General features: G+C 54.3%; 10 protein-coding genes. 6 read left to right on the top strand and 4 right to left on the bottom strand.

The window, feature by feature from the left end:
* Window positions 1–377 precede the first annotated feature (377 nt).
* The gene (locus tag EDF78_RS20245; protein WP_095922012.1) at window positions 378–1,403 is read left to right on the top strand and encodes a TerC/Alx family metal homeostasis membrane protein; all 1,026 of its coding nucleotides are present in this window, start codon (window positions 378–380) and stop codon (window positions 1,401–1,403) included.
* A 78-nt stretch (window positions 1,404–1,481) separates the two neighbouring features.
* Here the strand turns inward: EDF78_RS20245 and EDF78_RS20250 are convergent, their stop codons facing one another.
* Together EDF78_RS20250 and EDF78_RS20255 are read right to left on the bottom strand one after the other, a co-directional pair.
* On the bottom strand, window positions 1,482–2,702 hold the full coding sequence (locus EDF78_RS20250) for a glycosyl transferase (protein ID WP_095922013.1): 1,221 nt from the start codon (window positions 2,700–2,702) through the stop codon (window positions 1,482–1,484).
* Window positions 2,703–2,821: 119 nt separating this feature from the next.
* Window positions 2,822–3,637, bottom strand: coding sequence for a mannosyl-3-phosphoglycerate phosphatase-related protein (locus EDF78_RS20255; RefSeq protein ID WP_119826026.1), 816 nt, complete (start codon window positions 3,635–3,637; stop codon window positions 2,822–2,824).
* Between the two features lie 214 nt (window positions 3,638–3,851).
* Here EDF78_RS20255 and smrA point away from each other — a divergent pair, with 214 nt between their 5' ends.
* Complete coding sequence (gene smrA / locus EDF78_RS20260; RefSeq protein WP_095922015.1) at window positions 3,852–4,418, top strand: DNA endonuclease SmrA; 567 nt, start codon at window positions 3,852–3,854, stop codon at window positions 4,416–4,418.
* Window positions 4,419–4,534: 116 nt separating this feature from the next.
* Window positions 4,535–5,587 (top strand): FAD:protein FMN transferase ApbE, encoded by a 1,053-nt coding sequence (gene apbE, locus EDF78_RS20265; protein ID WP_095922016.1) that lies wholly within the window; start codon window positions 4,535–4,537, stop codon window positions 5,585–5,587.
* A gap of 10 nt (window positions 5,588–5,597) precedes the next feature.
* Here the strand turns inward: apbE and EDF78_RS20270 are convergent, their stop codons facing one another.
* A complete protein-coding gene (locus EDF78_RS20270) occupies window positions 5,598–6,500 on the bottom strand; it encodes a LysR substrate-binding domain-containing protein (RefSeq protein WP_095922017.1) in 903 nt (300 codons plus the stop codon).
* Between the two features lie 145 nt (window positions 6,501–6,645).
* Between EDF78_RS20270 and EDF78_RS20275 the strand changes: the two genes are divergently transcribed.
* Window positions 6,646–7,260 (top strand): NAD(P)H-dependent oxidoreductase, encoded by a 615-nt coding sequence (locus EDF78_RS20275; RefSeq protein ID WP_133823789.1) that lies wholly within the window; start codon window positions 6,646–6,648, stop codon window positions 7,258–7,260.
* 15 nt (window positions 7,261–7,275) lie between these two features.
* Here EDF78_RS20275 and glgX read toward each other — a convergent pair whose 3' ends face one another.
* Entirely contained in the window at window positions 7,276–9,558 is a 2,283-nt protein-coding gene (glgX, locus tag EDF78_RS20280) for a glycogen debranching protein GlgX (RefSeq protein ID WP_119826030.1), read from the bottom strand.
* Window positions 9,559–9,784: 226 nt separating this feature from the next.
* On the opposite strand from glgX, the gene EDF78_RS20285 reads away from it, so the two are divergent.
* On the top strand, window positions 9,785–10,729 hold the full coding sequence (locus EDF78_RS20285) for a 2-hydroxyacid dehydrogenase (RefSeq protein WP_133823790.1): 945 nt from the start codon (window positions 9,785–9,787) through the stop codon (window positions 10,727–10,729).
* A 113-nt stretch (window positions 10,730–10,842) separates the two neighbouring features.
* The gene (gene cbl, locus EDF78_RS20290) at window positions 10,843–11,796 is read left to right on the top strand and encodes an HTH-type transcriptional regulator Cbl (RefSeq protein WP_095922021.1); all 954 of its coding nucleotides are present in this window, start codon (window positions 10,843–10,845) and stop codon (window positions 11,794–11,796) included.
* Window positions 11,797–12,266: the final 470 nt, after the last annotated feature.

Below are 12,266 nucleotides of genomic sequence, written 5' to 3' on the forward strand. Positions count from 1 at the left end.
GAAAGGTGCTAAAAGGGCGAAATGTTAAAAAACCCCGTTTTTAAACAGGTTTTTTTCTAATTATTTTGATCTGCGGAGGGAATTAAGTCGAATTGAGAATCAGTGAGATTTAGAGCAGGGTCAATTTATTAAGAAAAAGAATAACGAAATTTTAATGAATAACACGAATGAATCAATTTATGACGAGAATAGCCTTTAATTTATTATCCGTTTCGGTTCGTTATTTTGTCAGTTTTTTTAACACATTTGATTCGTCTCACTGCGAGGCGGATTATGGCATAAACCGCGACAGCGATCGACTTTGATACCCATTCTCCTCACAACCGCTTACAATGACTGAATTCGTTTAGCTTTCGTTTACTTTTAGGAAAGGTGTAATGCAGTCTGACTCTCTGGGTTTTCCGTTTGAAACCACTCTTGTGTTCGTTATTATCGCCGTTGCCGCGCTGCTGATCGACATCTTTGCCCACCGCAGTCATAAGCCTATCGGCCTGAAAAGTGCCTCCCTCTGGACGGTCTTCTGGATCGCTGTTTCTCTGAGCTTTGCCGGATTCCTGTATATCCACCACGGCAAAGAAGTCGCCAGTCTGTTCCTGACCGGTTATGCGCTGGAGCAGGTGCTTTCTATTGATAACCTGTTTGTGATTATGGCGATTTTCGCCTGGTTTAAAGTGCCGGACGGTTACCGTCACCGCATCCTTTACTGGGGCGTCATTGGCGCGATTGTTTTCCGGGGCATTTTTGTGGTGATTGGTACCAGCCTGCTGGCGCTGGGGCCGTGGGTGGAGATGGTGTTTGCCGTGGTCATTCTCTGGACGGCGATTCTGATGATGCGTGCCGGAAATGACGATGACGAAAATGATGATTACTCAGATCACATCGCCAACCGTATGGTGCGCCGTTTCTTCCCGGTGTTTCCGAAACTGGTGGGGCCACATTTTCTGGTCAGCAGTGAGCAGGTCGAAGCCGAACTGGCAAAACCGGAAAATCAGGGTTTCAGCTTTACAGTGAAAAAGGGCGTGCGTTACGCCACGCCGTTGCTGTTGTGTATTGCGGTGGTGGAAATCTCCGACCTGATGTTTGCGTTTGACAGTGTTCCGGCCGTGATTGCTGTCAGCCGCGAACCGCTGATTGTCTACTCTGCCATGATGTTTGCTGTACTCGGATTACGTACAATGTATTTCGTGCTTGAGGCATTACGTAAATATCTGGTGCATCTGGAGAAATCCGTCATTTTTCTGCTGTTCTTCGTTGCCGCAAAACTGGCGCTGAACTCCAGTAATCACCTGTGGCATCACGGCGTAGAAATCAGCGCGATGACCAGTTTGTACGTGGTGCTCGGCGTTCTGGCGTTAGGGATTATTGCCAGCCTGTTGTTCCCGGGCAAAAAAGAAACCGCATAACGTCTTGTCGTGCTTCCCGATGAAAAAACGCTGCCATGGCAGCGTTTTTTGTTGGGGGAAGGCGTGGGGAAACCGGCGTTACACGTCACCCTCGTTATCTTTTTCCACCGCCTCATGGATGCGATCCAACATATCCGGGAAGGCGGACTGCACGCGGCTCCAGCTCGGGATAAAGGGCTTTTCGCTGGGCGTATCCACAAAGGCCTGACCGGCTTCCATAATCGCGCCGGAGAACAGTTCCACCGCAGATTCTTCACTGTGCCGGTCAAAAGATAAGCCGTTCATTCGCGCATCGTTTTCAAACCCGTCAATCATATCCAGCGCGTTGCGGTAATACGTGGCTTTAAGGATGCGGAACGACTCGCTGGTAATATTCACGCCGAGAATAGCCATCTTGCGATACAGCGCTTTGGTGATATCAATACTCATACGCTGCAAACCGTTCGAGGCATCTTCTTCCGACATAGGCTGATGTTTGTGGTCGTAATTGTCGGCAATATCGACCTGACAGATACGTTTGGTCGCCGTGTTGCGATGCAGTTCAGACAGCACGCCGATCTCCAGCCCCCAGTCGCTCGGGATACGCAAATCATTCAGCACGTCCGTACGCATGGCGAACTCACCCGAAAGCGGGTAACGGAAGGTGCGCAGGTATTCCAGAAAATCGGAATGGCCGTAAACGATTTGCAGGGATTTCAGCAGCGGGAACACCAGTAACCGGCCCACGCGGCCATTAAATTTCCCGTCTGCCACACGGGCGTAATAGCCTTTACAGAAATCGTAATGGAAATTCGGATTGGCGACCGGATACATCAGGCGGGCCAGCATGTCGCGGCTATAGGTGACAATGTCACAATCGTGCAACCCGACCACCGAGGTGCGGCGCGACGCCAGGGTATAGCCGACACAGAACCAGACATTTCGGCCTTTACCCGGCTCGTTGGGCGAGAGATTTTCTTTTTTCAGCTCCTGATCCAGCGCCGTCAGACGCGGCCCGTCATTCCATAAAATGCGGTGACGCTGGGGCAGACGGGAGAAAAATTCGCGGGCAAATAAAAACTGGTCGCGGTCAGCCCGGTCCAGACCAATAACGATCTCTTCCAGATATGGCACTTTTGTCAGTTCATCGACAATGCGGGTCAGCGCCGGACCTTCAAGTTCTGAAAACAAGGAAGGTAATATTAATCCCATCGAACGGCGGCCGGAAAACACCTGCAAATCGTATTCGAGTTCTTCGACTTTGCGGTTCGTCAGATTATGAAAATTAGTAATGACACCATCCTGATAAAAATCGCTCATACGGTATTCTCCAATTTTAGAATAGATAAAATTATTGGAAGTCTTCTCTGTAAACACAGAACGATAAACAATACAGAAACAAATTTTTAATAAAGACGTTTACCTTTTCAGTTTTGCCTTCAGCGGCGAGCGATAAAATGATCCAGCCCTTGCGACCAGCCCTGCGGGCCAAATTCCGTCGTGCGAAATACGTGTGAAGGAAAATCGCGTTCAAGTGGCATCGGGTGGTCGTGATGACCTTTAATCACGACCGCATGATCCACCGTGTCGAGCATCGATAAATCATTCGGCCCGTCACCCAGCCCGATACTGATCACCGGCTGTCCCCGTTTTTGCTGATACTGTGCCGCCAACCATTGCACGGCCTGTCCTTTCCCGGCACCGGCTCCCATCACATGCCAGAAACGACCGCCGCGCGTCAGGGCCAGACCTTCCCGCGCCAGACATTTTTTCAGGTGCGCAAAATCCAGATCGTTACCAAACCAGACCAGCGGTTCAGAGGCCTCACGTTGCATCGCCAGGGCGGCATCCGTTGCCGACAATCCTGTCCAGACCGCGACCTGTTCCGGCGTGACATCACCGAAACCACGAAACTCAAAATCGTAACGCTGGCGCAATTCCACCAGTGTCTGGCGGATCTCCGGATAGGCTGCGCCGTGAATGTGAAACGGTGCAGCGTCTGCGGTTTGCCACTCCGACGGCAAATGAATGATCGCGCCATTTTCAGCAATATACGGCTGATGAGTCAGATGCAATGCGGCCTGCAAATTCGCCACTTCGGCTGTCGTTTTGCTGGTGGTTAAAATCAGCGGTATCCGTGCCGCCGCGAGTTTATCCAGCCAGGGCTGAGCGGGTTGCCAGCTGTAATCATGATGGTCGAGCAGTGAACCATCCAGGTCAGTAAAAATAATCAAGGGATCATCAAGGTAAGGCATCTTTTCTCCTCAATTGTGCCGGGGAACCGAAGCGAAACCTTGCCGGTTTACTTCTGCCCCAGCAGCTAAGTATAGATATAAAAATGGGTTTTAACGGCAGGCAGGGCATTTCCGGAATTTTTACCGGCCGAGTTTCACCGGCATGCGACTTTACCCGCAGCGGGTTTGCGGTAATAATTTGGCGCAGTTCCACCGCTGAAAAAGGGGTAAGCAGATGAGCGAAGATGATGATTTATTCAGTCAGGAAATGGCCGGAGTACAGCCCCTGGCGTCGGATAAGCGGGTGGTCTACCTCAAAAACTCAGCCACCGGGAACAAGGTCAGTGCGGAGGCGGTGACAGAAATTCGCGAAAACCCGCTGACCACCGGTTTTCTCAATATTCAGCCGTGTGATGAGCCTCTGGAATACAAACATGATGGCGTACAGCAGGGCGTCCTGGATAAACTCCGGCAGGGAAAATACCCCCTTGCCGCCAGCCTGAATTTGTTGCGCAAGCCCGTTGAACAATGCCGTCAGGAACTGTTTGCCTTTTTCTGTCAGGCGCAGGCCGAAAACTTACGCACGCTGTTGATCATCCACGGAAAGGGACGGGAAGACCAAAGCCACGCGAACATCGTGCGCAGTTATCTTGCCAAATGGCTGAAGCAACTCGATGACGTGCAGGCCTTCTGCGTCGCCTTGCAGAAAGATGGCGGAGCCGGTGCCTGTTACGTCGCGCTGAAGAAAACGGCACAGGCGAAGCAGGAAAACTGGGAACGCCATGCCAAGCGCAGCCGCTGATTCTCTCTGTCCTCCGCAAAGTCACGGCGTGTTTGTTGCGCCGTGGTTTAAGCGTCAGCCTTTACTGTCCTGATACTTTTCAAGCCCGGCGACGGGCACTTAACCGAGCTATTCTCATGTTTTTAAAACCGGTTTATCTGCGCTGTACTCTGTTGTTGTGCGGCGTCAGCCTCTTATCTGCCTGCGATCGAGACGCTTCTGAACAGGACACTCCGCTGGTCATTGAGGGCAAAACCATGGGCACGTTTTACCGTGTCAGTCTGGCGGGCGTGGATAAAAGCCGCGAGGCCGCGCTGCGTGAGCAGATAGAAGCGCAACTGAAAGAAGACGATCATCAGCTCTCCACCTACAAAGACGATTCCGTGCTGTCGCGCTTTAATCAGTATCAGGGCAATGTGCCGCAGCCTGTCAGTGAAGGCATGGCCGACGCCGTTGTCACGTCTCTGCGGATTGGTCGTCTGACCGGTGGCGCGATGGATATTACCGTCGGCCCGCTGGTTAATCTGTGGGGTTTCGGCCCGGATAAACAGCCGGTGAAAACCCCGACGGCGGAGCAAATCAGCGCCGCACGGGCGCTCACCGGTTTACAGCATCTGAAAGTGATCCAGCAAAGTGACGGGCAATACCTGCAAAAAGATCTGGCCGGTATGTATGTCGATCTCTCCACGGTGGGCGAAGGCTACGCCACCGACCATCTGGCGCGTCTGGTTGAAGGGAATGGCATCAGCAATTATCTGGTGTCCGTCGGCGGCGCGGTGGTATCACGCGGACACAACGCGCAGGGCAATCCGTGGCAAGTGGCGATTCAGAAACCGACGGACAAAGAAACCGCCGTACAGGCGATTGTGGATTTGCAGGGCATGGGGATCAGCACCTCCGGCAGCTACCGCAACTATTACGAACTGAACGGCAAACGCCTTTCCCACATCATTGATCCCGCCACCGGTTCGCCCATCACCCACAAACTGGTGTCCGCGACGGTAATTGCGCCGACCGCACTGGAAGCGGACGGCTGGGATACCGGCCTGATGGTGCTCGGCACACAAAAAGCGCTGGCGCTGGCGGAGCAACAGCATCTGGCGGTGTATCTCATCACCAAAGAGGGGGACGGCTTCAAAACCTACATGTCGCCACAGTTCAAAGCCTATCTGAAAGACCCGCAGTCCTGATCCCTGTTGCTTACAGCGCGCCGTGCAGTTTTCCGGAAAGGTAATCGAGAAACGCACGCAGGGCTGACGACTGGCCTTTATGACTGGCATATAACGCCGAAATGGACGATGGCGGCGTATGCCAGTCGGGCAGTAAGTGCAGCAATTTCCCCTCAGCCAGATCCTGTTTGCAGGCCATTTCCGGTAACAGCGCGATCCCCAGCCCGTCCGCTGCGGCCTGACGTAATACCAGCAGATTATTACTGACCAGCCGCGGTGTGAGCGATATTTTGCGCATACCGTCCTGCAAATGCGTCAGTTCCCATTCTCCGCCCGCCCAGGGTGTTTTCCGTACCAGTGTGGGCAGATAACTGAGTTGTTCAATCGCAGGCGGTTGCGGCAGGGCGCGGATAAAGGCCGGACTGGCTACCAGCACATAGTTCAGCGTGCCGAGTGCCTTGCGGTATAACCCGGAGTCTTCCAGCGGTTCATTGTGTGAACGGAGGGTGACATCGAAATTTTCTTCCAGCAGATCCACCGCACGGTTTATGGCCAGCAGCTCCAGCGTGATGCCGGGGAAGCGTGTCAGAAATTCTGTCATCAGCGGGGCGATCACCATTTCAGCCATCATCACCGGGGTGCAAATCCTCAGTAAGCCACGCGGGTTTTGCTGCAAATCGTCGATCACCTGTTGTGCGGCCTGAGCCTGTTGCAGCAACTTCTGGCATTCGGCGGCGTAACACTCGCCGATGCTGGTGACCGAAAAATGGCGCGATGTACGCTGCAATAAACGGACGCCGAGATGGGTTTCCAGTGCATCGACGCGGCGGCTGAGCAGCGATTTCGACACGCCCAGCGCCCGTCCGGCAGCGGTGAAGCCCTGATGCTGAACCACGGCGGCAAACAGGGCCATATCATTTAAATTGTCGTTCATCGTTTCACCTGTTTGTTCTGAATCATGGTTGCGTTGTCATCGTTTTAGAATGGCAACGATGTGTTGCGATAATAGGTATTTCTGAGGATATCAACAACGATTATCCTGCTTGCATTCAACCAGAATCATGAAAACAGGACAGCCAATGAACATTGTGCATATTGATTCCAGCCCTTTTACCGCCGGTTCGGTATCCCGCGAACTTTCCGCCATGATTGTGGCGGAACTGTGCGCGCGCCATCCGGAAACCACCGTGACTTACCGCGATCTGGGGGTCACGCCGCCGCCGCATCTTTCTGCTGCCGCCATGAGCCTGCTGCACAACGCCCAGGAAGAAGTGATCACCCCGCAATTGCAGGCAGAACTGGACGGCATTTACCAGTCCATCGAACAACTGACCGCCTGTGATGTGATGGTGATTGGCGCGCCGATGTACAACCATGCGATCCCCGGCAATCTCAAAGCCTGGATCGATCAGGTATGTCAGAAGGGGAAAACCTTCCGCTATACGCCGCAGGGCGTGGTCGGGCTTATTCCGGGGAAAACCGCGTACATTGCCTCCGCACGGGGCGGTGTCTACAGCACGCCGGAAACCCTGCCACATGATTTTCAGGAACCCTATCTGGCGTCCATTCTCGAACTGATGGGCGTGAAGGATTGCCATATTATCCGTGCGGAAGGCGTCAGCCGTCAGGCGATTGGCCGGGAAAAAGGGCTGGCGGAAGGGCGGGAAATGCTGCTTCAGATCCTTAATGCCTGAAGCAGCGTGGGGCGTTTAGTGTTTTGCGGAACTGATCAGCTCAAATAACACCACGGTGCGTGACGTGCAGATATATTCGCGACCAAACTCAACGTTGTGCTCGTTGATGTCCTCCGGCTGGAAGGTATCGAAAATATGCCGCCAGCTTTCACCGTGCGCCACCGAAGGCAGGGTGAACACCACATCTTCGTGGGAGGCGTTGAACAGCAGCAGCACCGTACTTAACGATCCCTGACGCACCAGACCGGTTGGCTGGGCGCGGCCATCGAGCAACATCGCAATGCATTTGGCGTGCGGATCCTTCCATGCCGCGTCAGACATTTCCTGCCCCTGCGGCTGGAACCAGCTGACATCTTTCACCCCCAGTTTTTCATGCAGGGCACCGGTCAGGAAACGCCCGCGATGCAAGATGGGAAAACGCTTGCGCAGGGCAATCAGACGGTAAGCAAACAATAAAAGCGACTGTCCTTTTTTACCGATATCCCAGTTGACCCAGGCAATTTCCGTGTCCTGACAGTAGGCGTTATTGTTGCCGTTTTGCGAGCGGCCAAATTCATCACCGGCCAGCAACATAGGCGTTCCCTGCGAGAACAACAGTGTCGCCAGCATATTGCGCATCTGACGCATCCGCAGTTCATTGATGGCCGGATCGTCCGTCGGGCCTTCCACGCCGTAGTTCGCCGAAATATTGTTATCACTGCCGTCCTTACCGTTTTCACCGTTCGCTTCGTTATGTTTATTGGCATACGACACCCAGTCATTGAGCGTAAAACCGTCGTGTGCAGTAATAAAATTCACGGAAGCATAAGGTTTGCGGCCACGATGATTGAACAGATCTGCAGAACCGGAAAGGCGCGTGACGAACTGCGCTAGCTGACCTTCATCGCCGCGCCAGAACTTACGCACCGTGTCGCGGAAGCGGTCATTCCATTCCATCCAGCCCGGCGGGAAACCCCCGACCTGATAGCCGCCGGGACCACAATCCCAGGGTTCGGCGATCAGCTTGCACTGGCTGAGGATCGGATCCTGACGGCAGGTGTCGAGGAAACCGCAACCTTCATCAAAGCCGTAGCTTTCGCGTCCGAGAATGGTCGCCAGATCGAAACGGAAACCATCGACCTGCATTTCGGTGGCCCAGTAACGCAGCGAGTCGGTGACCATCTGCAGAACGCGCGGATGACTGAGGTTCAGCGTATTGCCGGTGCCGGTATCATTGATGTAATACCGCTTGTTGTCGGGCATCAGCCGGTAATAACTGGCATTGTCGATACCTTTGAAGGAGAGCGTCGGGCCAAGCTCATTCCCTTCAGCGGTATGGTTGTAAACCACATCCAGAATCACCTCAATCCCCGCCGCGTGCAGGGTGGCAATCATCTGCTTAAACTCATTGACCGTCTGCGTCGCCATATATTGCGGATGGGGCGCGAAGAAACTCAGCGTGTTGTATCCCCAGAAATTGTGCAGACCTTTGTCCTGCAAATGCCGGTCGTCGGTGAAGGCATGAACGGGCATCAGTTCCACTGAGGTGACGCCGAGCGAACGGATATAATCCACGATATGCGGGGTACTCATCCCGGAAAACGTACCGCGTAAATGCTCAGGCACCGCCGGATGACGCATGGTATAGCCGCGCACATGCGTTTCATAAATCAGGGTTTTCTCCCACGGAATATGCCGTTTGCGCGCCCGCGCCCACGAGAATGCCGGATCGATAACACGGCATTTGGGCAGAAACGGGGCGCTGTCGCTGTTATCAATGTGCAAATCTTTCTTCGGGCTTTGCAGGTCATAGGCGAACAGGGCATCGTCCCATTTCAGCTCGCCGACAATCTGTTTGGCGTAAGGGTCGAGCAGTAACTTGGCAGGATTAAACCGGTGGCCGTCGTGCGGCGCATAAGGGCCATGCACGCGATACGCATACAGCAGACCGGGGCGGGCATCCGGCAGATAGCCATGCCAGACTTCATCGGTATATTCCGGCAGTTCAATCACGTCGTACTGTTCGCCGTCTTCGTTAAAAAGACAGAGTTCCACCTTGGTGGCATTGGCTGAAAACAGCGCAAAATTCACGCCCAGCCCGTCCCAGGTGGCACCCAGCGGCACCGGTAAGCCTTCACGGACCCGTGTGGTGTGTCCGGAATCAAAACTGCGGACAATCTCACCGTCGCTGTAAGGTTCAATAATCCGCACACCAAACTCATCGACTGCAATATCGGCCTGTAAATGTGACGGAATGGTGCGGGTTTCTTCCGTCGTTACGACAGGTTTACTTTTCTTGCTGGATCGGGCCTTTGCCATACTTGACGTCACTCCGTTTCAGGGAAATCTGACAAAAAATTGCCGAAAGAGGGCCGCCTGCGTCTGCGCAGACGATAACAACGAGTGTAGACCGGACTCTGTAACTTCTCCCGTAAACCGCCGAAAACCATGATAAGGCGCTGTACAAGGCCATGAGCATCGCCGATAGTGAAAGCGAAAAAGCTAGCCTGCTAGTTATTGTCTGACTTTATCCAGAGGAATCTCCATGACCATCGCATTGCTCAGCCATGTTGAACTTGATGCTGGCTATCCTGAGCGGTTTGAAGCCGCCGGTTTTTCCCTTTATTTCGCCACGACGCCAGAACAGCGCGCCAGCCTTGATCCGCACATCGCCGGGCAAATCCGCGCAGTGTTAACCATCGGCAGTATCGGGCTGAGCGCCAGTGAAATGGCCGCGCTGCCAGCACTTGAAATCATTTGTGCGCAGGGTGTCGGCTATGAACACATCGACGTTGCCGCCGCCAGACAGCGTGGTATTCACGTCACGCATGGTCCGGGTACCAATAATTCATCGGTGGCCGATCACACGCTGGCGCTGATGCTGGCGATCACCCGAAAAATCCCGCAATTTGATGCCGCCGTCCGGGCCGGTGAATGGAAAAAAACACGCTGGAATACGCCGGGCATGGCAGGAAAACGTCTCGGTGTGATCGGACTGGGAAATATCGGCGCACTGATCGCACGACGTGCGGCGGGCGGGTTCGATATGGAGATCGGCTATCACAACCGTCGCCCGCTGGAAGACAGTCCGTACCGCTATTTCCTTAGTATCACTGAACTGGCGGCGTGGGCGGATTATCTGGTGGTCGCGACGCCTGGCGGTAAAAACACCGTCCGGCTGGTGGATGCTGAGGTGCTTCGCGCGCTCGGGCCTGAAGGTTTTGTCATTAATATTGCGCGGGGAAGCGTGGTAGACAGCGGGGCGCTGATCGCCAGTCTGAGCCGTCAGGAAATCGCCGGTGCCGCGCTGGATGTGGTGGACGGTGAGCCGCAGGTGCCAGTGGAAATGCTTTCGCTCAGCAATCTGGTGATCACGCCGCATGTGGCGGGGCGCTCACCGCAATCCGTTGAAAATATGATGGCGCTGGTGCTCTCAAATCTCGGGGCGCATTTCGCCGGTAAACCGGTGATGACGCCGGTGCCGGAATAACCGTATTTTGTGCCTATAGTCGTAAAAAGCATAAGTAACCGCTTTTTCTTATTTGTCTGGCATAGCCACAGCCCGTAAGAATAGGGTTTTGGCAAGCTAAGAGGCAGACAGCGGTGAACTTTCAACAACTCAAAATTATACGGGAATCAGCGCGATGCAATTACAACCTGACTGAGGTGTCGAACATGTTGTTCACGTCGCAGTCAGGTGTCAGCCGTCACATCCGCGAGCTGGAAGATGAGCTGGGCGTTGAGATATTCATCCGTCGTGGAAAGCGTTTACTGGGGCTGACAGAACCGGGTAAAGAGTTGCTGGCAGTGGCCGAGAGGATCCTCAACGAGGCGCAAAATATCCGCCGTCTGGCCGATGTATTTTCAAAAGAGGACGCGGGGGTGCTGACCATTGCCACCACCCACACACAGGCGCGTTACAGTTTGCCTAAGGTGATCAAGGCGTTCCGCGCCATCTATCCGGGTGTGCGCCTTGAGTTACATCAGGGCTCGCCACAGGAAGTGCTGGCGATGCTGCTGAGCGGGCAGGCGGATGTGGCCATCGCCAGTGAAAAGCTGATGAATGACCCTTCCGTCGCCGCGTTTCCGTATTACCGCTGGCATCACGCGATTGTGGTGCCGCAGGGTCATCCGCTGACACTGCAACACCCGCTGACGTTGCAGCACCTCAGTGAACAACCGCTGATCACCTATCGTCAGGGCATCACCGGCCGCTCCCGTCTTGATGAAGCCTTCAGCCGCGCGGCGCTGACTGCCGATATCGTGCTCAGCGCACAGGATTCCGACGTCATAAAAACCTATGTCGAACTCGGGCTGGGTGTCGGTATTCTGGCGGATAAGGCGTTCGAAGCGGGGCGTGATACCGGCCTTCAGCTGATCAACGCGGAGCATTTATTCGAAGCCAACACGGTCTGGCTGGGGCTGAAGAAAGCGCAGTTGCAGCGAAACTACGTCTGGCGGTTCATCGAGCTATGTAATCCGGGGCTGTCGGTGACTGAGATTAAAGAGAAGGTGTTCGCAACGGGGGGCGAGCCGGTAATTGACTATCAGATTTAGGCGGCCAGAGGGGGCGAGTCCTTAGGTCCGCTTCAAATTCAAGGTTGTGGGCGTCGGCCCACACCGACCAGACCTTGGGTTGCCACCCAAACTGGCCTCAAGAGGCGCCTATCGCCGCGCCTCTTAAGAATCTCCGGCTCTTTCACTGCGCGCTCTGCTCGCTGGCTATGTTTCAGGTATCGCACTGATAGCCGCAAAATCCCGCCGCTGCGCGGTGCCCTTCGTTCGGGTTACAACCCGCGCAAAAAACGCGCGGTTTTCCACCTCTCCTCCGGCGGAATTTTGGAACCGGCCTCAGGCTTCAACTTCACAACCTCACTTTCTTAATCTTACAAAAAGTTGCGGGCGATTCAGAAATCTTGCTGAACGGAGCGGCTTCGAGACCTTTGGCTCGAAGACCGAGAGAAGGCACCGCGCAGCGGCAAGATTTCCAGCCTGTCTCCGCGATATCTGAAACATGATTTACAAGC

It is taken from the genome of Rahnella sp. BIGb0236 (assembly GCF_004364755.1).
GTDB lineage: Bacteria > Pseudomonadota > Gammaproteobacteria > Enterobacterales > Enterobacteriaceae > Rahnella > Rahnella victoriana.

Bases quoted from the DNA above. Each gene is read 5' to 3' on its own strand.
- EDF78_RS20270 (WP_095922017.1), bottom strand. From the start codon at position 6,500: ATGAACGACAATTTAAATGATATGGCCCTGTTTGCCGCCGTGGTTCAG.
- EDF78_RS20245 (WP_095922012.1), top strand. From the start codon at position 378: ATGCAGTCTGACTCTCTGGGTTTTCCGTTTGAAACCACTCTTGTGTTC.
- EDF78_RS20275 (WP_133823789.1), top strand. From the start codon at position 6,646: ATGAACATTGTGCATATTGATTCCAGCCCTTTTACCGCCGGTTCGGTA.
- EDF78_RS20255 (WP_119826026.1), bottom strand. From the start codon at position 3,637: ATGCCTTACCTTGATGATCCCTTGATTATTTTTACTGACCTGGATGGT.
- EDF78_RS20250 (WP_095922013.1), bottom strand. From the start codon at position 2,702: ATGAGCGATTTTTATCAGGATGGTGTCATTACTAATTTTCATAATCTG.
- glgX (WP_119826030.1), bottom strand. From the start codon at position 9,558: ATGGCAAAGGCCCGATCCAGCAAGAAAAGTAAACCTGTCGTAACGACG.
- smrA (WP_095922015.1), top strand. From the start codon at position 3,852: ATGAGCGAAGATGATGATTTATTCAGTCAGGAAATGGCCGGAGTACAG.
- apbE (WP_095922016.1), top strand. From the start codon at position 4,535: ATGTTTTTAAAACCGGTTTATCTGCGCTGTACTCTGTTGTTGTGCGGC.
- EDF78_RS20285 (WP_133823790.1), top strand. From the start codon at position 9,785: ATGACCATCGCATTGCTCAGCCATGTTGAACTTGATGCTGGCTATCCT.